21 protein-coding genes are annotated in these 21,631 nt (G+C 65.2%); 11 read left to right on the top strand and 10 right to left on the bottom strand.

Annotation, left to right across the window (positions count from 1 at the left end; genetic code table 11):
* Positions 1-5: 5 nt before the first annotated feature.
* Entirely contained in the window at positions 6-512 is a 507-nt protein-coding gene (locus tag E8F20_RS23790; RefSeq protein ID WP_280282214.1) for a flavin reductase family protein, read from the bottom strand.
* A 183-nt stretch (positions 513-695) separates the two neighbouring features.
* Here E8F20_RS23790 and E8F20_RS23785 point away from each other — a divergent pair, with 183 nt between their 5' ends.
* From E8F20_RS23785 to E8F20_RS23775, 3 genes are all read left to right on the top strand, one after another.
* Positions 696-1,880, top strand: coding sequence for a flavin-dependent monooxygenase (locus tag E8F20_RS23785; RefSeq protein ID WP_280282215.1), 1,185 nt, complete (start codon positions 696-698; stop codon positions 1,878-1,880).
* A gap of 214 nt (positions 1,881-2,094) precedes the next feature.
* Positions 2,095-3,228: an LLM class flavin-dependent oxidoreductase gene (locus E8F20_RS23780; protein ID WP_280282216.1), complete on the top strand. Its 1,134-nt coding sequence runs from the start codon at positions 2,095-2,097 to the stop codon at positions 3,226-3,228.
* Between the two features lie 166 nt (positions 3,229-3,394).
* A complete protein-coding gene (locus E8F20_RS23775; protein ID WP_280285940.1) occupies positions 3,395-4,114 on the top strand; it encodes an EthD domain-containing protein in 720 nt (239 codons plus the stop codon).
* A gap of 61 nt (positions 4,115-4,175) precedes the next feature.
* Here the strand turns inward: E8F20_RS23775 and E8F20_RS23770 are convergent, their stop codons facing one another.
* A complete protein-coding gene (locus E8F20_RS23770; protein ID WP_280285951.1) occupies positions 4,176-4,595 on the bottom strand; it encodes a hypothetical protein in 420 nt (139 codons plus the stop codon).
* 164 nt (positions 4,596-4,759) lie between these two features.
* Between E8F20_RS23770 and E8F20_RS23765 the strand changes: the two genes are divergently transcribed.
* Complete coding sequence (locus E8F20_RS23765; RefSeq protein ID WP_280285939.1) at positions 4,760-5,350, top strand: Crp/Fnr family transcriptional regulator; 591 nt, start codon at positions 4,760-4,762, stop codon at positions 5,348-5,350.
* On the opposite strand, the gene E8F20_RS23760 is transcribed toward E8F20_RS23765, so the two are convergent.
* From E8F20_RS23760 to lysA, 3 genes are all read right to left on the bottom strand, one after another.
* Positions 5,328-7,058 carry an AMP-binding protein gene (locus E8F20_RS23760; RefSeq protein WP_280285938.1) on the bottom strand — a complete coding sequence of 577 codons (1,731 nt, stop codon included), beginning with the start codon at positions 7,056-7,058 and terminating at the stop codon, positions 5,328-5,330. The genes E8F20_RS23765 and E8F20_RS23760 overlap by 23 nt on opposite strands.
* Before the next feature lie 92 nt (positions 7,059-7,150).
* Positions 7,151-8,257 carry a cell division protein ZapE gene (zapE, locus tag E8F20_RS23755; RefSeq protein ID WP_280285937.1) on the bottom strand — a complete coding sequence of 369 codons (1,107 nt, stop codon included), beginning with the start codon at positions 8,255-8,257 and terminating at the stop codon, positions 7,151-7,153.
* A 157-nt stretch (positions 8,258-8,414) separates the two neighbouring features.
* Positions 8,415-9,653: a diaminopimelate decarboxylase gene (gene lysA / locus E8F20_RS23750; protein WP_280285936.1), complete on the bottom strand. Its 1,239-nt coding sequence runs from the start codon at positions 9,651-9,653 to the stop codon at positions 8,415-8,417.
* A 119-nt stretch (positions 9,654-9,772) separates the two neighbouring features.
* On the opposite strand from lysA, the gene E8F20_RS23745 reads away from it, so the two are divergent.
* From E8F20_RS23745 to E8F20_RS23730, 4 genes are all read left to right on the top strand, one after another.
* A complete protein-coding gene (locus E8F20_RS23745; RefSeq protein WP_280285935.1) occupies positions 9,773-10,699 on the top strand; it encodes a LysR family transcriptional regulator in 927 nt (308 codons plus the stop codon).
* Between the two features lie 82 nt (positions 10,700-10,781).
* Entirely contained in the window at positions 10,782-12,278 is a 1,497-nt protein-coding gene (locus tag E8F20_RS23740; RefSeq protein WP_280285934.1) for a PLP-dependent aminotransferase family protein, read from the top strand.
* A gap of 117 nt (positions 12,279-12,395) precedes the next feature.
* The gene (locus tag E8F20_RS23735) at positions 12,396-13,469 is read left to right on the top strand and encodes a TIM barrel protein (RefSeq protein ID WP_280285933.1); all 1,074 of its coding nucleotides are present in this window, start codon (positions 12,396-12,398) and stop codon (positions 13,467-13,469) included.
* A gap of 43 nt (positions 13,470-13,512) precedes the next feature.
* Complete coding sequence (locus tag E8F20_RS23730) at positions 13,513-14,778, top strand: MFS transporter (protein ID WP_280285932.1); 1,266 nt, start codon at positions 13,513-13,515, stop codon at positions 14,776-14,778.
* Positions 14,779-14,849: 71 nt separating this feature from the next.
* Here the strand turns inward: E8F20_RS23730 and pbpG are convergent, their stop codons facing one another.
* The 3 genes from pbpG to E8F20_RS23715 form a co-directional block, all read right to left on the bottom strand.
* Positions 14,850-15,746: a D-alanyl-D-alanine endopeptidase gene (pbpG, locus tag E8F20_RS23725; protein ID WP_280285931.1), complete on the bottom strand. Its 897-nt coding sequence runs from the start codon at positions 15,744-15,746 to the stop codon at positions 14,850-14,852.
* 179 nt (positions 15,747-15,925) lie between these two features.
* Positions 15,926-16,312, bottom strand: coding sequence for a DUF488 family protein (locus E8F20_RS23720; protein WP_280285930.1), 387 nt, complete (start codon positions 16,310-16,312; stop codon positions 15,926-15,928).
* A 12-nt stretch (positions 16,313-16,324) separates the two neighbouring features.
* Positions 16,325-16,765, bottom strand: coding sequence for a thioesterase family protein (locus E8F20_RS23715; protein WP_280285929.1), 441 nt, complete (start codon positions 16,763-16,765; stop codon positions 16,325-16,327).
* A gap of 229 nt (positions 16,766-16,994) precedes the next feature.
* On the opposite strand from E8F20_RS23715, the gene E8F20_RS23710 reads away from it, so the two are divergent.
* The 3 genes from E8F20_RS23710 to E8F20_RS23700 are packed head-to-tail and all read left to right on the top strand — an operon-like array spanning position 16,995 to position 18,840.
* Positions 16,995-17,294: a hypothetical protein gene (locus E8F20_RS23710; protein WP_280285928.1), complete on the top strand. Its 300-nt coding sequence runs from the start codon at positions 16,995-16,997 to the stop codon at positions 17,292-17,294.
* Positions 17,291-18,070: an SDR family oxidoreductase gene (locus E8F20_RS23705; RefSeq protein ID WP_280285927.1), complete on the top strand. Its 780-nt coding sequence runs from the start codon at positions 17,291-17,293 to the stop codon at positions 18,068-18,070. The genes E8F20_RS23710 and E8F20_RS23705 overlap by 4 nt, the downstream gene beginning before the upstream one ends.
* Positions 18,071-18,084: 14 nt before the next feature.
* On the top strand, positions 18,085-18,840 hold the full coding sequence (locus E8F20_RS23700) for an SDR family oxidoreductase (protein WP_280285926.1): 756 nt from the start codon (positions 18,085-18,087) through the stop codon (positions 18,838-18,840).
* Positions 18,841-18,908: 68 nt separating this feature from the next.
* Here E8F20_RS23700 and E8F20_RS23695 read toward each other — a convergent pair whose 3' ends face one another.
* Positions 18,909-19,787, bottom strand: a complete 879-nt coding sequence (locus tag E8F20_RS23695; RefSeq protein ID WP_280285925.1) for an SDR family NAD(P)-dependent oxidoreductase — start codon at positions 19,785-19,787, stop codon at positions 18,909-18,911.
* 78 nt (positions 19,788-19,865) lie between these two features.
* Positions 19,866-21,608: an FAD-binding protein gene (locus E8F20_RS23690; protein WP_280285924.1), complete on the bottom strand. Its 1,743-nt coding sequence runs from the start codon at positions 21,606-21,608 to the stop codon at positions 19,866-19,868.
* Positions 21,609-21,631: the final 23 nt, after the last annotated feature.

Below are 21,631 nucleotides of genomic sequence, written 5' to 3'. Positions count from 1 at the left end.
CGCCCTCAGCAAGCAGCGGCCAGAGTCGGCGCGGTGGTGGTGTAGGTGCCGTCGAGGTAGACCAGCGGGCTGATCTCCACGCTGTTGTGGATCGCCACAATCCGGCCGATGAAGATGGTGTGGGTGCCGTAGCTGAACTTGCCGTCCTGCTGGCACAGAATCGCCGACTGGGCGTCGCCCAGGTAGGGAATGCCGCCTTCGCTGCTGCGCCAGTCGCCCCGCTGGAAGCGCGCCTCGCCCTTCACCGGGCCGCTGCACAGGTGCGACAGCTCCTCCTGCTCCAGCCCGAGGATGTTCACGCAGAAGTCCGCGCCGGCATCCAGCACCCCGTGCAACGACGCACTCTGGTTCACGCAGATCAGCAACGACGGCGGCTCGGTGGACAGCGAATCCACCGCCGTGGCGGACATCGCGAAGCGTTCCTGGCCGTTGCTGGTGGTGATGATGGTCACGGACTTGGCCAGACGACGCATCGCCTGGAGCATCGCGGCTTTCAGATCGGCCTGGCTCATCGCACTGCCCTCTTGTTGTGCTCAAGTGCTGCCGATTTTTCGCCAGCCCCGGCCGAGCAACATCGTCCGAGGGGACTAGTTGGATTGCCGGACATATGGTCCGTTTGAGGGATGCCCGCCCCCTTGCCCGTTGCTTGAATGCCCGGCGATAGGTGGAAAAGCCTTCAACCGGAGAACAACAACATGCTCGACCACGACCTGATCCGCCAACGCCTGAAACAACGCGCCCGTGAGCTGGTGCCGGTGCTGCGCGAGCGCGCACCGCTGGCCGCCAAGCACGGCCTGCTCCCCGCGGAGACGATTCGCGATTTCCAGGAGGCGGGCTTCTTCCGCATCCTCCAGCCAGCGCGCTGGGAGGGTTATGAGCTGGAGCCCGCTGACTTCTTCGAGGTGCAGATGACCCTCGCCGAAGGCTGCATGTCCTCGGCCTGGGTGCTCGGCGTGGTGGCGATCCACAACTGGCAGCTGGCGCTGTTCGACGACCGCGCCGCGCAGGAGGTCTGGGGCCAGGACTCGAGCGTGCTGATCTCCTCCTCCTACATGCCGGTGGGCAAGGTCACCCGTGTCGACGGCGGCTTCCGCCTCAGCGGCCGCTGGGGCTTCTCCTCCGGCAGCAAGCACTGCCAGTGGGCCTTCCTCGGCGCCATGGTGCCGCCGGAGAAGGACGGCGAGGCCCCGGACTACCGCACCTTCCTGGTGCCGCGTCACGACTACAGCATCCTCGACAACTGGGACGTGATGGGCCTGGAAGCCACCGGCTCCCACGACGTGCTGGTGGACGACGTGTTCGTGCCGGAGTACCGCACCCACCGCGCCCTCGACGGCTTCCTGCAGAACAGCCCGGGCAACGCGGTGAACACCGCGCCGCTGTTCCGCCTGCCATTCGGGCAGATCTTCGTGCGCGCCGTGTCGTCCTCCACCATCGGGGCGCTGCAGGGCGCCATCGACCTGTTCATCGACGCCAACAAGGGCCGCGTCGGCGTCAACGATGGCCGCAAGATCATCCAGGACCCCGGCGCGCAGACCGCCCTGGCCAAGGCCATGGTCACCGTGGACGAATGCCGCACCGTGCTGCTGCGCAACTTCGCGCTGATGACCCAGCGCGCCAGGGCCGGCGAGCCGTTGAGCATGGCGGAACGGGTGAAGATGCGCTACGACTCGGCCATCGTCCCGGACAAGTGCGCCCAGGCGGTGGAAGCGCTGATGTACAACAGCGGCGCTTCCACCATCTTCCGCCACCACGGCATCAACCGCGCCTTCCGCGATATCCACACCGGCCGCGCCCACGTGGCCAACTGCCCAGGCAAGTACGCGCTCAACCTGGGCGGCGTGGGGATGGGGCTGGACAGCACCGACTTCTTCCTCTGAGCCCTTGTCGAGGGGTTTCGCGCCGCTCTAGCCATCCTACGGACCTGGCGAAACCACCCCGCCACGACGCCCGCCCCGCGCGGGCGTCGTGCTGTGCAGCGGCGCAAGATGATTAGTCTGTTTGGAGGATTCAGGCGGTTTTTCGATCCCACACCATGCGCCCAACACCCGGCAATCCGGGTTGACCGAATCAAGAACAAGAAGGGCCACGCGCATGAAATTCTCCCTGATCTACGAGGCACAGACGATCGACAGCAGCCGCGAAGGCGACCGTCGCATCTTCGACGAAACCGTCGAGCAGGCCGTGCTCGCCGACCAGCTCGGCTTCGACACCTTCTGGTGCGTGGAGCACACCGCGCTGACCAACTACTCGCACATGTCGGCACCGGAAACCATGCTCGCCTTCGTCGCCGGCAAGACCGAACGCATCGGCATCGGCCACGGCGTGGTCTGCCTGCCGCCCGCCATGAACCACCCGGTGAAGGTCGCCGAGCGCATCGCCACCCTCGACCTGCTCTCCAAGGGCCGCGTGCACTTCGGCGTCGGCAAGGGCGGCACCCAGCAGGAAGCCGGCACCTTCGGCTACGACCTGGCCACCCTGCAGCCGCAGATCGACGAAGCCATGTACCTGATCCCGAAAATGTTCGTGCAGGACGAGATCGAGCATAACGGCGACTTCGTGAAGATCCCCAAGCGCCCGATCCATCCCAAGCCCTACCAGGACCCGCACCCGCCGATGTATCTGGCCTGCACCAACACCGAGTCGCTGAAGAACGCCGGCGGCCGCGGCATGGGCGCCCTGGTGCTGGGCTTCGGCGGCCCCGAGGAAATCGCCAAGAAGGTCGCCGTCTACCACCAGGCCTGGGACAACCGCGACGCGAACAACCAGGTCGGCTTCCGCCCCAACCGCCACATCGCCGCCCTCTGCCCGGCCATCGTCCTCGACGACAACGAGCAGGCCCGCCACATCGGCATCCGCGGCCAACGCTACTTCATGGAATCGCTGGCCTACTGGTACGCCGGCGGCGAACGCCCGGACCCGGAAAAGTGGAAGGACGACACCTTCATCGACGGCAACGGCCAGGCCGTGATCAAGTCGCGCTTCGCCTCCGAGGAAGTCACCGTGGACTTCTCCGACCCGACCATGGCGATGATGAACCCCAACCATGCCTACGGCACCGTCAAGGACTGCATCGGCTACGTGCAGCGCCTGATCGACGCCGGCGCCGACGAAATCCTCTTCATCTGCCAGATGGGCACCGTGCCCCAATGGGCACAGCTCGAAACCCTGAAGAACATCGGCGAACACGTGATTCCCTACTTCCGCAAACAGAACGGACTGACCTGAGCCGCGGAGTGAGGAATGCCAAACGGGCCTTCGGGCCCGTTTGGCTTTTTCTGCCAGCAGGAAGGCGCTAGTCCGGCCAGACGATGCAGCGCCCCGGCGCGCGTTGCATGTTCTGTCGGCCCGGCCGAAACCCGGCCGAACTCACTGCCTATTGAGGGACCTTGCCGTGGAAAAGATCATCTACACCCTGTGGCGCAATCCGTCGGACAGCCTCGACGCCTTTTCCCAACGCCTGCGGGGTGGCGTTGCCGAACAACTCTTCACCTTGGGCGGCCGTGGCCTGCAGGTGAACCTGGCCGACGCCGATGTCGCCCCCGCCGCTGGGCTGCGACAGGAGAACAACCGGCCGTTGGCGGATGCGGTCGTGTCGCTCTGGGTCGACAGCGCCAACGCGCAAAGCCGTCGGCCCCTGGATGAAGTCTTGGCTGCGACCAGCAGCCGCCTGGCGGCCTACCTGGTGTGCGAGTCGGTGGCGATCCGCAATACGCGTTTCCCCGCCCACCCTGGCCAGCGCACCCACGGTTTTTCGCAGATCGCCTTCCTCAGCTGCCCACCGCGCCTGACCCGGGACGCTTGGCTGGATACCTGGCGCAACTACCACACCCAGGTAGCCATCGACACCCAGGACAACTTCCTCTACGTGCAGAACCTGGTGGTACGAGCCCTGACCCACGGCGCGGCGCCGTTGGACGCCATCGTGGAAGAAGCTTTCCCGCCGGCCGCGATGACCAACCCCATGGCCTTCTTCGACGCCGTGGGTGACGAGGAAAAGTTCCAGAAGAACCTTGCGGCCATGATGGAGAGCTGCAACCGCTTCATCGATTTCGACAAGATCGACGTGCTCCCCACCAGCCAGTACGTGCTGAAGACAGCGGCGGCGGGTTGACCCCGGGCACGAACCGGTCGTAATTCCCGTCGGGAATTTGAGTCCTCCCTGAAAGGAGGAATCAGGCTTCCTCGTCTTCCCGCACCAGCACACAGTGCAGGCCGTCATCGTCTTCGCTGCAGTCGTAGAGGTAGAACATCTGCACGTCGCCGGAGGCGGTGACTACCGCGACGAAATCACCGGCATCCGCGAGGAAGAAATCGCGGGTCGCCGGATCGGCCTGGCATTCGATCAGCGCCGTGACGAAGGACGAGGGGTCGATATCACCGAAGTAGTCTTCGTGATCCTGCTCGCTCCATTCGGCCGGGGCCTGGAAAGGCCCGGTAAACAGAACACGCGCATCACCGAGGTCTTCCTCTTCGGCGTCCAGGTCATTCTCATCGGGGCGATAGAGGGTGCAGTCCAGGGCATCGGCATGGTCGAGTACGGCCTGACGGGCGGCCAGGCGCTTTTCCGGGTCAAGGCCGGCGGCGAGGCAGATCTGGGCCCAGCTGTCTTGTTGGCTTGGGGACACGAGGTAATCCTTGTTGGTTGGGGCTGAAAGGAGTCTAGTGTCAGGCACGGCAGAGCGGCGGGCAATTCTCGATTGGGGGGCAACGTGCGCGCTTGTGCTTAGATAAGACCATCGCCCACAGGCCGAGCCCCATGATCCCCGCCGATACCCTAGTCCAGTTGCAAGACATCTTCCGTGCCCACGGCATGACCGACCCGGCGCTGCAGGATTGCCTGATGCAGGCGCTCAAGCTGCGCGACTACGACCGCGACCAGTTGATCATCCGCGCTGGCGAACGTCCCACCCACTTCTACGTCATCCTTTCCGGCGTCGCGCGCTACTACTACCTTTCCCCCGAAGGTCGGCAGTGGAACAAGACCTTCTTCCGCGAAGGCCAACTGATCGGCTCCCTCAGCGCCCACCTCAAGCAACAGCCCTGCACCTACAGCATCGCCGCTGTGGAAAAGTGTCGACTGGCCAGCCTGCCGCTGGCGATGCTCAGCCAGCAGGGCGAGCGCTTCCCCCAACTGCAGCAGATGCAGGATCTGGTGACCCGCCAGATCATGTTGCGCAATGAAGACCGCGAGGCGCTGCTGCTCACCAGCAACAGCGAGCAGCGCTACCAGTGGCTGATGGAGCACGAAGCCTGGCTGCTGGATCGGGTGCCGCAGTACCAGTTGGCCAGCTATCTGGGGATGGACCCTGTGTCTTTCTCACGGGTCAAGCGCAGGCAGGACCGCTGACCCTCTCGCGTACCCGCAAACCCAGGGCCTCGGCACGCTCCACACAGAAGTCGTGCTGCTCGGCAGGGACATCCGTCAGCGTTATCCACAGACGGCCATCAGCGTCTTGCACGACCTCGCAGCCCAGCGTCGGGCAGCGACTGGCGACCCGCTCGCGATAGACGCAGGCCGCCGCCAATTCCCGCAGACGCTGCTTGAATATCTTGCCCACCACGGTCACCGGCAGCGCTTCCACCTGGAACACCCGCTTCGGGCAGGCCGGACGTTCGGCGATATGGTCGAACGCGAACTGCTGCAACTCATCGCTGCTTGCCGTCTGCCCCTGGCGCAGTTGCACGTAGACCACCGGCAACTCGCCTGCATACTCGTCCGGCATGCCCACGGCGGCAGCCATGGACACCGCCGGGTGGCTTTCCAGGCAACTTTCGATCAGCGCCGGGTCGATATTGTGGCCACTGCGGATGATCAGGTCCTTGGCACGCCCGGTAATGAACAGGTTGCCCTGCTCGTCCAGATGCCCGAGGTCGCCACTGCGCAGCCAGCCCTCCTCCAGGGATGGAGTGTCCTGCCCCAGGTAGCCGGCGAATACCGTGGGCCCGCGAACGCAGATTTCCCCGCCGTCGATTTTCACCTCGATGGGCCGCGCCACATGTCCGGCACTCCCTGGAATCGCCGGATTGGCCAGGTTGGGCAAGGCGATCACCCCGGTGCATTCAGTCATGCCATAGGCCTGGTAGAGCTCCAGCCCGGTTACCGCCTTCACCTTTTCGCACAGGGCCGCCGGTACGGGTGCACCGCCGGAGAGCATGAAGCGCAGGCTGCCGATGTCGCGTCCGTCGATGGGCACTTCGAGCATGGCCGCAACCGAGGTGGGTATGCCGCCACTCAGGGTGATGCCGTAGTGCTCTACCAACCGCCAGTGCTGGCGGATCACCTCTGGATTGCGGAAACCACCCAGGGTCGGCAGCAGCATGCGCAGCCCGCTGGCCAGGCCGCCAAGGCTGTTCACCAGGGCGCCGGCCACATGGAAGATCGGCAGGCCATTCAGTGCCACATCCTTCGGGCCGGCGTCCATGCAAGCGCGATAGGCACAGGCTGCCGCCACCTGGTTGGCATGGGTCTGCCGGGCCAGCTTGGGCAGGCCGGTAGTGCCGCCGGTGTGGAAGTAAGCCGCACTATCCTCCGGCCGAGGGAGTAGCGCAGGCTCCAGCACAGCGTCGCTGTAACCCTCGAGCAACGCGTCATAGAAGAACTCGCCGCCCTGCGTCAGCACCGATATGCACTTCGGCTTGTTCGGTAAGCGCACGGAGGCGCCCAGGGCCTTCTGCCACAGGTCGGAACCCGCCACCGGGCCGAGGGCCACCACCAGGTCGGTGCCGGCCTTCTCCATCAAGCTGACCAGAGCGTCTTCATTCAGCAATGGGTTGATCGGGTTGGCGATGCCGATACTGGCCGCCGCCCAGAGCAGGCACTGGCTCTGGGCAATGTTCGGCAGCAACAGGGTGATCACCGGTTTGCGCGTTCCCGCCAGCGCCAGCAACAACCGCGCGCTGCGGTTGAGCTGGGCGAAGAACGCCGCGTAGCTCAGGTTCTGCTCACCGATCTCCGCTCCCAGGCTGTGGATAAAGGTCAGGGCCGTTCGCTCCGGGTGGCACGACGCCGAGGCCTGCAACAGTTCGTAGACGGTGGTGGGAGCTTGGCTAGGCATGGCGGCCTCCTGGACCTGCGCGTTGTTGTGCGCCGATTGTTGGGGGCCGATGCAGCGGTGGCATTAACAAATGTTAAGAAGGCGGATGCGGCTTAGAAGCGTTCCAGTTGCATTTCCCGCAGCCGGCTCAGGGTGCGACGGAAGGGGAACTCCAGGTAGCCGTCGGTGTAGAGGCGGTTCATGGCCACGGCGGCTTCCATGTAGAGCGGCACACGACGGTCGTAGCACTCGTCCACAAGGGCAATGAAGCGGCGCACACCATCGTCATGTACGGACAGCTGCGGCAGCTCCCGATCGCCAGCGGCCACTCGCTCAGCGCCATCTTCGGTGCCACGTGCAATGCGCCCTTCGCGGCGGGCGGCGCTGAGGTTGGGCACCTCTCCCAGGAGAATCGCCTGGAAGCGGTCGCACAATGCGATGAAGTCCAGCGCGGCGAGTGGCTGCTGGCAAAGGTCTTCGTAGCGGAACCAGACCGCCGTCGCACATCGGCGCACGACCGGCACCGGAAGATGGCCCAACTCCACGGCAGCGCTGGAACTGCCCTGGCCCACCGCCAGCCGCTCGAACACCTCAGCCAGGGCGCTGGGTCGACCGGGCTCGGCCACCCAGTAGCGCTGATGAACCGCACCGGGGTGCAACCGATGGTCCTGATCGCCATCCACCGCTACGACCTGCATGTGCCGCTCGATGGCCTCGATGGCTGGAAGAAAGCGCTCGCGGTTGAAGCCGTCGGCATAAAGCTGCTGCGGGGGCTGGTTGGAGGTGGCGACCATGGCCACGCCTTCCTCGAACATCGCCCGCAACAGGCGACCGAGCAGCATGGCGTCGCCGATGTCATTGACGAACAGCTCATCGAAACACAGCACCCGTACATCCCGACCCAGCTCACGCGCCAACGCCTGGAGCGGGTCCGGTGTGCCGGTGAGCTGGAACAGACGCTGGTGAACCCAGCGCATGAAGTGATGGAAATGCTGGCGCCGCGCCGGAACCTTGAGACTCTGATGGAAGCGGTCCATAAGCCAGGTCTTGCCGCGCCCGACTGGCCCCCAGAGGTAGACGCCGGTCACTTCTCCGGCGCGATGCAGCGCCTCATGGCAGGCCTGCAGACAGTCGACGGCATGGCGCTGGGCGGCATCCGGCTGGAAACCGTCTTGCTCCAGGGCGTGGCAGTAGGCGGCAAGGGGGGAGTCGAAAGTCATGGCGCCGCATTGTGGCGGTTGCAGGCGCCATGGGGAAGGTCCGTCGGTTGGCGCAGAGCGCAGCGAAGCCCAACGCATCCAGCCTTGGATACTTCCGCGTGCCGGAAACAACCCTCACGCCCGGCCCCTCTCCCGGTGGGAGAGGGGCGCAAAGCACTCAGAACTGCTCCAGCGCCAGCAGGTCGGCCAGGGTCTGGCGACGGCGAATCAGGCGGGCCTCGTCGCCGTCCACCAGTACCTCCGGCAGCAGCGGACGGCTGTTGTAGTTGGACGACATGGACGCACCGTAGGCACCGGTGTCGTGGATCAGCAACAAATCGCCGACCTGCGCAGCCGGCAGCTCGCGCGGGGCTACCAGACCGCCGTCGTGCTGGGTGAAGACGTCACCGGACTCGCACAGCGGGCCGGCGACCACTGTCGGGCGGCTGGGAGCGTTGACCGGATTGCCGGCATCGTCCAACAGGGTCATGGCGTGGAAGCTGCCGTACATGGACGGGCGCATCAGGTCGTTGAAGCCGGCGTCCACCAGGATGAAGTGGTTATTGCCGACATCCTTGGTGGCCCGTACTTCGCTCAGCAGGCAGCCGGACTCAGCGACCAGGAAGCGGCCCGGTTCCAGCTCCAGGCGCACCGGATGCTTGACGATACCTTCGATCTCGCGACGAGCCTGGTTCCACAATTCGGCATAGCGCGGGATATCCACCACTGGATCGCCATCGCGATAGGGGATCGACAGGCCGCCGCCGGCGGAGATGGCTTCCAGGTCGCAACCCAGGTCACGCACCGCGCCGACCATCGCACCGCAGACTTCTTCCAGGTGGCTGTAATCCACGCCCGAACCGATGTGCATGTGCAGGCCCACCAACACCAGGCCGTAGTCGCGGATCACCGCCATCGCCGCATCCAGTTGGCTGTGCCAGATGCCGTGCTTGCTGTTTTCGCCGCCGGTGTTGGTCTTCTGGCTGTGGCCATGACCGAAACCGGGGTTGATGCGCAGCCAGACACGGTGGCCAGGGCTTGCCTGGCCCAGCTGGGTGAGCATGTCGATGGAGCCGACGTTGACCTCGATGCCCAGCTCCACGGCGCGGGCCAGGGTCGGGCGGTCAAGCAGGTCGCAGGTCAGCACCACGCCAGCCGGTTCACCCTTGGGCGAATAGCCGGCCAGCAGCGCGCGCTCGATCTCGCCGAGAGACACCGCGTCCACCTGCACGCCTTCCTCGCGCATCAGGCGCAGGATGCTCAGGTTGGAGCAGGCCTTCTGGGCAAAACGGATCACATCAAAGCCCTTGAGCTGGGCGATGCGCTCACGGATCACCGCAGCGTCATAGCACCACAGCGGGGTGCCGTGTTCACGGGCAAGGTTGGCGAGGGTGGCGGCGGGAATATTCGGGCGCATGGCGGCCTCCTGGGAAGGAATAGCGCCATGATGTCGAGGTCGATCAATTCAATAAAATACCAATTTTTGCTTATACCATTCATTATTGATATGCACAGTCACCTGCTCCCGAGCGCCCCATGGACCTTTCCATTCGCCATATCGAAGTCTTCCGCGCGGTAATGACCGCTGGCAGCGTAACCGGCGCCGCGCGCCTGCTGTTCACCTCGCAGCCCACAGTCAGTCGCGAGCTGGCGCGCTTCGAGCACTTGCTGGGCTTCCGCCTGTTCGACCGTGAGGCCGGCCGCCTGGCGCCCACCGCCCAGGGCCTGGCACTGTTCGATGAAGTGCAACGTTCCTACGCCGGCCTGGAACGCATCGTCGGTGCCGCCCAGGCCATCCGCCGATTCGACCAGGGCCAACTGGCCATCACTGGCCTGCCGGTGTTCGCCCAAACCCTGCTTCCCGGATTCTGCCAGGCCTTCCTCGAACGCCATCCCGGCGTGCGACTGGCCATCAGCGCCCAGGAGTCGCCGTTACTGGAAGAGTCCCTCAGCGGCCAGCGACATGATCTTGGGCTTTCGGAAACCGACATCCTGCCGCGCGGAACCCGAGGTTCGACGCTGTTCGCTGGGGATATGGTCTGCGTGCTGCCTGAAGGCCACGAACTGTTGGCGCGACCCGAGCTGGAGTTGGCGGACTTCCATGGGCAACCCTTCATCAGTCTGGCCGGCCTGGACATCTATCGGCAGAGCCTGGACGCCCACTTCCTTGCCGCCGGGGTGGAACGCCGGATGGTGGTGGAGACCAGCACCGCCGCCTCGGTTTGCGCCATGGTCCGCCAGGGCCTGGGGCTGGCCATCGTCAACCCGCTGAGCGCCCTGGACGAAGCGGGCCGGGGCCTGCAGATGCGGCGCCTGCGAACGTCCATTCCCTTCCGTGTGCAGCTGATCCGCCCCGAGTACCGGCCCTCCTCCGTGCTGGTGGATACCGCCACTGAGATACTCCACGAGCAGGCGCAAAGCCTGATCAGTGCACTGGAAGCACGGCTGCACCGCACAGACTGAACGACGCCCTGCCACTTACCCTGGCCAGGCTGACGCACAATAGACACCCGCACCGAGCTCGACACGACGAGGCAGGCACAGAATGAAGTCACCCGGCGGCATGTTGCTGACAGCAATCGAGCTGGACCGCGCCAGCGCCATTCCCCTCTACCGCCAGCTCTACCTGCAAGTGCGCAAGCAGATCCTCAGCGGCCGGCTACCGGGCGGCACACGACTGCCCTCCACCCGCACGCTATGCAAGGAGCTGGAGCTGTCGCGGATCACCATCCTCAACGCGTTCGACCAACTGACTGCCGAAGGTTTCCTGGCGCCACGCACCGGTGCCGGCACCTATGTAGGCGACGAATGGGAACGCCGTGATGCCGCTTCCGATGGCCCGCGCAAGCCACCGCGCCTGTCGAGCCTGAGTCAGTCCGTACACTCCCTGCGCAGCGAACATTTCGGCGGGGTGTCCTATGCCACCTGGGCGCCTGAGTGCCCGACCTCCTTCTTGCCCAGTCACCCGGCCTACGATGCCTTTCCCCTGCCGGTGTGGAAGCGCCTGATGAACCGTCACCTCCGCCATCCCACCAAGGCGCTGCTCGGCTACGGCGAACTGAAAGGCCTGCAGCGCCTGCGCGAAGCCATCGTCGAATACGTCTTCGACGCGCGCGGAATAGAGTGCAGCGTGGACCAGGTCGTGGTGGTATCCGGCGCCCAGCAGGCCTTCAACCTGCTCAGCATGCTGTTGCTCGACCCGCAGGACGGCGTGTGGATGGAAGACCCAGGCCACATCGCCGCGCGTATCGCCTTCCAGGCCCAGGGCTGCCGGCTGGTTCCGCTGCGCATCGACGATCAGGGTCTGGACGTGCAGCAAGGCCTGCGCGAATGTCCGGACGCCCGCCTCGCGTTCACCACGCCTTCGCGCCAGCACCCGCTCGGCACCACGATGAGCTATGCCCGACGCCTGGAACTGATCGAGTGGGCCGGCCGTGGCCATGGCTGGATAGTGGAGGACGACTGCGACAGCGAATTCCGCTATGTCGGTCGTCCGCTACCGGCGCTGTTCGCCATGGATCAATGGCAGAAGGTCATCTACGTCGGCACCTTCAGCAAGGTGCTTTACCCCTCGCTGCGCCTGGGCTACGTGATCCTGCCCGAGGCCCTGGTGGAGCCCTTCTGTGCCATCCGCGCGGTGATGGACCGCAGCCCCTCCACCCTGCACCAGGCCACCACCGCAGATTTCATCGTCGAGGGGCACTTCCTCGGTCACATCCGCCGCATGCGAACGCTCTACCGGGCACGCCAGGAACGGCTGCTCGAGCAATTGCAGCGCCACCTGGGTGGTTTCATGCGGGTCGACCCCGTGGAAGCGGGCCTGCACCTGATCGGCTGGCTCGACGAAGCCGAGGACGACAACGCCGTCGCACAAGGGCTGGCCGGGCAGCAGATCTACACCTATGGCCTGGGCGACTACTGCATCAAGCGCTACCTGCCTCCGGGTTTGCTGATTGGCTTTGCCGGTACCCCCGAGGAACAGGCCGTCGAGAAAGTCGAGGCTCTGGCAAGGGCCCTGGCGAATCTCGGCTATCGCCTGTAGCGGCGCCCACCCAAAGTGGTCATAACAATTAAAAAATAATGGCTATATCGATAGCGCCATTCCGGAGAGATAAAGGCAACGCCGGCCAACCCGGCACCTTTTTCAGGAATGACAAGAATGAACGCTATCCAAGCACGCTTTGCCGCGCTGCTGCGCCAGAACGCCAGCAGTGAAGCCCCGCCTCCGGCCCTGACGCCCGACCTCGCCGCCCGCCTGCTGGCACGCCTCGAAAGCCTCCGCCTGTTCGCCCACGGCTACCCGCTTCTGACTAACCTCACCCACGGCCGCCTCAAGCCCGAAGACCTACTGGACTTCGCCTACCGCCATGAACTGCAGGGCCTGAGCCTGCACCTGCTGGACGGTGAAGAGAACAGCCTGTCGCAGATGAGCCCCACCCAGCTCCGCGCCTTCGCCGACAAGGCGCGCGCCCTGGGCCTGGACGTGCACCTGGAGATCAGCAGCACGCGCCGCGAAGACGTCGACCAGGTGGTAGGCGTCGCCCAGGCGATAGGCACCCGCAACATCCGCGTCTACTCGCGCTACGAGGGTCACCTCTCGCGTGTCATGGCGCTGATCGAGGCAGACCTCCAGTACATCGGCCAACTGGCAAACCAGCACGACCTGCACTTCGACTTCGAGCAGCACGAGGAACTCAAGAGCGGCGAGATTGCGCAACTGCTGCGTCAAGCCGGCAACCCGCGCCTGAACGCGCTGTTCGACTTCGGCAACATGATCAACGCCTGCGAGCAACCGCTACCGGCGCTTCAGGCGCTTTCCCCATACATCCGCCAGGTACACCTCAAGGGCGTGCGAATCGTCCCCGAACAGAACGGCTTCGGCCATTACGGCGTCCTCCACGGCAGCCGCGAAGATGACCTGCCTGGCGCACGGATGCTGTTCGAACTGCTGATGCTCGGCGAACACGCCCCCCAGGTGATCGCCTTCATCCTGGAGCAGGAGAACCACTACATCGCCCCGTCGTTCCGTCAATCGGACGAGGCGGAAGATCCCTTCATCCCCTACCGCGAGATGAGCGAAACCCTTCTGCCGCCCGGCTACACGGCCGACCGCATGATGGCCGACGAGCACCGTTGGGCGAACAACCAGATCCGGCATGTCCGCGGGCTGCTCACCGAGTTGCGCGTGCTGGCCGAACTCACGCTGACCGAGACTGGCCAATCCTGCGCCTGACCCGCCGCCAGCAATTCACCCCTTGATACTGTGGAGAACAAAAATGACAGCACAGGCTAAGGCCAAGTGGCTCAGATTCCTGATCCTCGTCCTCGGCGGCGGGACCATCTACAAGCTCGCCAACCTGAAAGACGCCTTCTACGTGCCCATGCAGGAACACATGGGCCTGAGCCACACCGAGATCGGTACCCTGCTCAGCGCGAACGCCATCATCGCTACCGCCCTGTTCGTGGTCGGCGGCTTCCTGGCGGACCGCTTCGACACCCGCAAACTGATACCCCTGGGCCTGATCGGCACCGGCGCGCTGGGCCTTTACCTGGCAACCTTCCCCGGCTACAGCCAGTTGTTGATCGTGTTCAGCCTGTTCGCCATCTGCGCCGACTGCATCTATTGGCCCGCCTTGCTCAAGGCCATTCGCAACCTGGGCGACGATACCGAGCAGGGACGGATGTTCGGTTTCCTGGAAGGCGGCCGGGGTGTGGTCGATACCCTGGTGGCCTTCTCCGCCCTGGGCGTGTTCGTCGCCATGGGCTCGGGCGAAGCCGGCCTGAAATCGGCCATTCTGTTCTATTCGGTGATCGATATCGGCGCGGGCCTGCTCACCTGGTTCCTGCTCAAGGAAAGCAAGCGAGGCCCTGCCAGCACTGAAACCATCGGTCTGGCCGGCCTGCTGGAAGCGGTACGCGTACCGGGCATCTGGCTGGTCAGCCTCAACGTGTTCATGGTCTACATCGTCTATTGCGGCCTGACCTACTTCATCCCGTACCTGAAGGACATGTACCACTTGCCGGTCGCGCTGGTCGGTGCCTACGGGATCATCAACCAGTACTTCCTCAAGGTGCTCGGCGGTCCGGCTGGCGGTTTCATGGCGGACAAGGGCTTCCAGAGCCCGAGCCGCTACCTGAAGTGGGCATTCCTGGCGCTACTGCCGGTCATGGCAGTGATCCTGACGATTCCCACAGGGGAAAGCTTCATCTACGCCGGGATGGCGGCCACCCTCTCGTTCGCGCTGATCGTCTTCACCATGCGCGGCGTGTTCTGGGCGCCCATGAGCGAGGTCGGCATTCCCTCGCGCATCACCGGCTCTGCCTTCGGTATCGGCTGCCTGATCGGCTACGCACCGGGTATGTTCGCGTACGTCATCTACGGCGCCATCCTCGACCACTACCCAGGGGAACAGGGTTACACCTACGTGTTCGGGCTGATGAGCGTGCTGGCGGTAATCGGCTTCATGGTCTCCAGCCTGCTGCACCGCGCAGTGCGCAAGCGCGGCGATACCCTGCCGGAGGCAATGGCAGCCGAGGCCTGAAGCCGTTCCACCCCGGCCAGAAACGAAGAAGCCAGCCCCGGGGGCTGGCTTCTTCAATTGAGCAGGGTGCGCTAGCGGCTGTGGGCCAGAGCCCCCGCCGGCACCTTGCCGCTGGAGCCGGTTTCCAGCCAGCGGCGCATGCGCGTCGCGTCGGCCATGTGGGTGTACCTGCCGTAGGCATCCAGCAGCACCATGGCCACCGGGCGCTGATTCATGCGGGTCAGCATCACCAGACAATGGCCGGCGTCATTGGTGAAGCCGGTCTTGGTCAGCTGGATACTCCAGTTCGGCTTGCGCACCAGGCCGTTGGTGTTGCGGAACCCCAGGCTGTAGCGCGGCTTGACGAAGGTGACGGTCTTGCTCTCGGTGGTGCTGAGCTGCGTCATCAGCGGGAACTTGCGGGTTTCCTTCAGCAGCACCACCAGGTCGTTGGCGGTGGATACGTTCAGCGGCGACAGGCCGGTAGGTTCGACATAGCGCGTACTCGTCATTCCCAGCGCGCGCGCCTTGGTATTCATCGCGGCGATAAAGGCTCGGTAACCACCCGGGTAGTGGTGGGCCAGGGTCGAAGTGGCGCGGTTTTCCGAAGACATCAGGGCGATGTGCAGCAATTCGCGGCGGCTCAGCTGGCTGCCCAGGCGCACCCGCGAATAGACCCCGCGCATTTCGCGGTTGTCGCGAATGGTGACGGTCAGCACTTCGTCCAGCGGTTGCCTGGACTCCAGCACCACCACTGCAACCATCAACTTGGTCACCGACGCGATCGGCATCACGCGGGTCGGATTGCGTGCATAGAGCACCTTGCCGCTGTTGAGGTCCACCAGCGCGGCACTGCGTGACGACAGTTGCAGCTTGGCCGGGTCACGTGCCGGTAAGGACTGTTCCTGGGCGTGGGCTGGCGAACCTGCAAGAACGAACAGGCAGGAACCCAGGACGAACAGTTTGGCGATCGAACTGCGAATTTTCACGATGCGTCCAGTAACGTAAGTAAAGAAGAAAAGAGGAAATGAAATGTAGGACCGATACTGGTCAAGTATAGGAATGAAGGCACCAAAGCACTCAGCGCCTTCCGTCGATGGGGCGCGATTTTGCGCCTTTGGTCGAATGTCCGCCAGAGGGAGCGCGTGGGCGAACTTCGCCACGAGGATCAGCGAATCGAGGCGCCGCGCTCAGCCAGCAACTGGCGCAACAGGGATCGATGGCAGCGCGCCTCGTTTTCGCAGTAGCAGCCCACTGCGAAGTCGCTGCCATGGGACAGGGCTGCCAGCAGGTCAAGCACCCGCGCGCCCTCCCCACCTTCCATTTCAGCGCGGTAACGCTTAGCGAAGCGCGCCCAGTCGGCGTCGCTTTCGACGGCCTTGCCCTCGGCCATCAGCTCGGCGCTGGGGGCCAGCAGCGGCAACCAGGTGTCGTAGTAGTCGCGGCTGGCGAACTCGGCCCTGGGCACACCGCGCGGTGGCCGCCGGACCGTGCCGATGCGCACCCCCTCCCCCGCGGCCCGTGGCGTACCCAGCCGGACGATGCTGATGCTCATCGCTCCGCCTCCTCAGCGACTGCTACTGGGCAGTTCGCGAAAATCCTCGGTCTTGTCCATGGCCTGGAGCGCCGCCAGCAGACCGGCCGGCGGGATGGTCAGCTTGCGTTGCTCCAGGTCGAACCAGCCAACAGTGGACGTCACCCGTGCCGCCAGCGTACCCCTGCGGAAGAACGCGTTGCGCAGCAACATCCGGCTGCCATCCGTCGACAAGCCGGCGGAGCTCATGGTGATGTCCAGTTCGTCGAGCAGGTGGAATTCGCGGAAGTATTCGATCTCGTCCTTCATCACCACCGGGCCCAGGCGCAGGCGGCGGAACTCGGACATGGGAAAGCCATGATCGGCGAAATACATCATGCGTACATCGGCGGACTTATCGAGGTAGGCGGTGTTACGCATGTGGGAGTTGAAATCCATGTCGCCCCAACCAGCGATAAGGGTCTTCTGGTACATGGAGGGTCTCCGCAGCAAGAAGAGTGGGAAGCCAACATTATGGCCAATGTCCCGCTTTGCAACACTGGCGCGCCAGGCAGTCCCCCCGGCCCAGGTGCAGGACCTGCGCAACGAACGCGCCGTGCTACCACGGCGCCGTCTTAGTCCCCTCGGACGATGCCCCACCACGCCGCCAATGCGAGTGTCCCCGCACCTGTATCGAAGCAGGCCGCATCAGGAGGATCCCCACATGTCCGCGGCATCGCACAAGCAAGCGCTCTACGCATTCGTCTGCCGCTTTGCACAACCGGTGGATCAACGGCGCCAGCAGGCCCTGGCCCGTCTGTTCAGCCCGGACGCCGTGCCGGAGGGACCCGGTTTCAGTTTCAACGGCAAGACCGTGCGAATCACCGGCCAGAGCCTGGCCATCGAAGGCGGCAACGAACTGTGCCGCAATCCCCGCCTGGACGACCCGGTGGTGACCCTGCATGGCGCGGTCGCCCTGCAGGATGCCCTGGCCGGCCAGGCCAGCATGAGGAGTCCTGAATGAAACGCGTGGAAGACAAGGTGGTCCTGATCACAGGTGCCGCCAGCGGAGTCGGCAAGGCAGACGCCCTGCTGCTGGCCGCCGAAGGCGCCCGTGTGGTGCTGGCGGACATCGACCGCGAGGGTGGCCAGGCCCTGGCCGCCGAGATCGGCGCCAACGCCCTGTTCGTCGATCTGGATGTCGCCGAAGAAGAGCACTGGCAGCGCGCCATCACCCAAACCCTGGAGCGCTATGGCCGTCTGGACGTGCTGGTCAACAACGCCGCCATCTGCCCCCTGGGTAGCATCGAGCAAGCCAGCCTGCAGCAGTGGCGCAACGTACTGCGGGTGAACGCCGACGGCTACTTCCTCGGCTGCAAGTACGCCATCGAGGCGATGAAGCAGAATGCCAGCGGCGGCTCGATCATTATGATGTCCTCGATTGCCGCCCTCGGCGGCCTGCCCCCCATGTGCGCCTACAGCGCTTCCAAGGGCGCGGTCACCGCGCTGACTCGCAGCGTGGCGGTGCACTGCAAGAGCAGCGGCTATCGCATCCGCTGCAACTCGATCCACCCAGATGGCATCTGGACACCCATGACCCAGGCCCTGGTACCCGGCCTCGATCCCGTGGCACTGGGTATCGCCGACAACCCCATGGCGCGCATGTGCATGCCCGAGGATGTGGCCAACCTGGTGCTGTTCCTCGCCTCGGACGAATCGCGCTTCGTCAACGGCGCCGAGCTACGCATCGACAACGCGCAACTGATCTCCGGAATCGCCGCCGGAGCCACCCATCCATGAAGGAATCAACCTCGATGAACATGTTGCAAGGCAAGGTGGCGCTGGTCACCGGTGGCGGCCAGGGTGTCGGCCAGGGCATCGCCTACGCGCTCGCGGCCGAAGGTGCCCGGGTGGCCATCGCCGGCCGCACCCTCGCCACCCTGGAAGAAACCTGCGCGGAGATCCGTCGCCGTGGCGGCCAGGCCCTGGCGGTGGAATGCGACGTGATGAGCCAGGCGGACATAGACCGCTGCGTCGCGAAGGTGGTGGAGGCCTTCGGTGGTCTGAACATCCTGGTCAACAACGCGCACATCGTGCCGCTGGGCCGCATCCTCGACGTCAGTGACGAAGCCTTCATGCTGGGAATCGACTCCGGACCAATGGCCACCCTGCGCCTGATGCGCGCCTGCTACCCGCACCTCAAGGGCGATGGCGCGGTGGTCAACCTGGCCTCCGCCGCCGCCGTGCGCTGGGACGCCTCCGGTTACGGCCACTACGCCGCGACCAAGGAAGCGATCCGCTCGCTCAGCCGTGGCGCTGCCTGCGAATGGGGCGTGGACGGCATTCGCGTCAACGTCATCGCCCCCCACGCCCTGTCACCCGGGCTGCGCGGCTGGATTGAAGCCAACCCGGAAGAGGCCGAGGCCTACTTCAGCAGCATTCCGTTGCGCCGGGTCGGCGACTGCGAACAGGATATCGGCCGCACTGTGGCCTTCCTCGTCAGCGACAACGCCCGCTACCTGACCGGTGCCACCATTCCGCTGGATGGCGGCCAGGCTTACTGGGGCTAAGAGAGGCGAAGGTCATGCACAGAACGAGGCCCGCGATTGCGGGCCTCTTTCCTTGTGCCATCGGCCGATTAGATGACCCGCGCAGGGTGCTGCGTGCGGGGCGAGCCGAGCATCTCGCGGTAGGACGGCGGCTGGCGGCCTTCGGCCTCGCTGATGCCATAGCCCAGGGCCAGCTCCGCGGTGACCAGGGTCTGCCCGCTCAGTGCCTGGAGGTTCGGGTCGTTCAGCAGCGCGTGGATGACCCGGCCGTTGAACTCCGGAGTTTCCGCCATGGCCATGAAGGCCTCGTACTGCTCGGCGCGTTCGGCGCCGGCGATGGCGGTACGCTCGGTACGCTGCGGCCCCAGCCAGAGCGACAGCGCGGCGACGCCCGAGCCTTCCAGGTCCACGGCCATGTCCGCGGCGAATTTGTCGCAGCCCGCCTTCTGCGCCCCATAGGCGGGCCCGTGCATGTAGCAGCCGGCACCGTAGGAAGACACGAAGGCGATCAGCCCCCGGCCGTTGCGCACCAGCAGCGGCGCCGCGTGGTAGCTCGCGACATAGGCCGAGCGCAGGCCGACGTCGAGTATGTCCACCATCTCCAGGGGCTTCTGCCAGAAGGGACCGGGATCGATCAGATTCTCGTGGAGGAAGGCGGCGTTGTTCACCAGCAGGTCGAGACGCCCCTGCTCGCGCTCGACGCGGGCGAAGAGTTCGCGCACCTGCGCATCGTCACGGTGATCGCAGGGCACCGCGATGCCCTTGCCGCCGGCGCGGGTGACGGCCTCGGCGGTGTCCGCCAGGCTGCCCGGCAGGGTCTGGCCGCGCAGCTGGCTGTTGCTCTGGGTGGCCGAACGGCCGCTCAGGTAGACGGTCATGCCTGCCGCGCCCAAGGCGATGGCGATGCCCTTGCCGACGCCACGACTGGCGCCGGTCACCACGGCAACGGGAGTGTTGTTCGCGTTCATACGAGGGTTCCTTGCTGCAGTCAGCCAAAGCTGGTGGTTCAGAGGTTGAAGCCGTTTCCTGCGATTTCCAGGACGGGCTCAGGCCTGGCGCGCGATGGGGACCGCTTGCGGCGGGTCCTGCTCGGCGCTGTGAATGTGGTTGGCCGCCAGGAAGCCGAAGACCATCGCCGGACCAATGGTCGAGCCGGCACCGGGGTAGGTCCGGCCCATCATCGAGGCGGCGCTGTTGCCAATGGCGTAGAGCCCGTCAATGGGTGTGCGGTCCTCGCGCAGCACGCGGGCATGCACGTCGGTGAGCAGGCCGCCCTTGGTGCCGATGTCACCGGCATCCACCTTGACCGCGTAGAACGGCGCCTTCAGCAGCGGCGCCAGGCAGGGGTTGGGGGTCACCGTCGGGTCGCCGTAGTAGCGGTCAAAGAGTGAATCGCCCTTGTGGAAGTCGAGGTCCTTGCCCGCCTCGGCCATCGGGTTAAAGCGGTCGATGGTGCGCAGCAGGCCTATAGCGTCGATTCCGGTCTTTTCCGCCAGTTCGTGCAGGCTGTCCGCCTTGTGGAAGTAGCTGTGAAGGTGCCTGGGCAAGCGGCTGTCGGGCATGGCGTAGCCGGGCAGCAGCGCACCACAGGGGTACTTGCGGCGGAACTCGGCATCGAAGACCAGCCAGCAAGGCACGCTGGTAGCCCCCTCGCGGTTGTTCTCGTACATGGCGTAGACGATGTCGGTGTAGGGCGCCGCTTCGTTGACGAAGCGCTGACCCGCCGAATTCACCATGACGCAGCCAGGCAGGGTGCGCTCGACGAACAGTGCACGCTGCTTCTCCTCGCCCTCGACATGCGTGGTCGGCGCCCACCAGCTGTGGTCCATCAGCGCGGTGGCGGCACCCAGCGCCTGGCCGGCGCGGATGGCATCGCCCGTGTTGTAGGGTGGCGTGGCACTCCAGTCGCTGCGTGAGGGTTGCGCGTGGTACCGGCTGCGCATGACCTGGTTGCGCTCAAAGCCACCGGCGCCCAGCACCACCCCGTGCTGGGCGCGAACCCGCAGGAGACGGCCGGCGCGAACCAACTCGGCACCCACTACCCGCCCCTCTTCCTCGATCAGGCGCTCCAGCCGGCAGTCCAGCCACACCGGCACCTGGCGATCGAGCAGGGAACAGCGCAACGCGGCGACCAGGGCATTGCCCAGGGTGAGGAAACGGTCGCGCCTGGAACGCAGACGGCCCGGCAGGTCGCGCCAATAGCGCCAGAAGATCTTCAGGGTCAGGCCGAACCAGCCCGGACCGCGACAAAGCAACACCTGGGCCTCCTTCATGGTCATGCCCATGCGGCCCATCATCAGGGTGCCGGGAGACGGCTCGCGCATGCGGGCAAATTCGTCTCCCAGTTCTCGGGCGTCGAAGGGCAACGGGTCCATGGAGCGGAAGCCGGGCTTGCCGCCGGGCACTTCCGGGTAGTAGTCGGCATAACGCGGCTGGGCCTCGAAGCGCACGCGGGAGCGCTCTTCGAGGTAGCGCACCACCAAGTGGCCCTTCTCCACATAGGCCTCGATGCGACCGTCGTCGATTTCACCGTGGGTCACCGCGCGGATGTAGGCAATGGCTTCCTCGGCCGAGTCCTGCCCACCCAGGGCCTCGATGCGGTGGTTGCAGGGAATCCAGATACCGCCGCCGGAAATGGCGGAAGTGCCGCCGTAGCGGTCGCTCTTCTCCACCACCAGCACCTTCGAACCAAGGTCATGGGCACGCAGCGCAGCGGTCATGGCACCGGCTCCCGAACCCACCACCAATACGTCGCAACTGTCATCCCACTGCGGGCTGTTCGCGCTCATCGGGTTACTCCCTTGTTGTTCTG

Origin of the sequence: Pseudomonas sp. BN415 (assembly GCF_029871195.1) — a bacterium.
In the GTDB taxonomy this organism is placed as follows: domain Bacteria; phylum Pseudomonadota; class Gammaproteobacteria; order Pseudomonadales; family Pseudomonadaceae; genus Metapseudomonas; species Metapseudomonas resinovorans.
The sequence above is the reverse complement of the archived record's forward strand: the minus strand, read 5'-3'. Positions and strand labels throughout refer to the sequence as shown.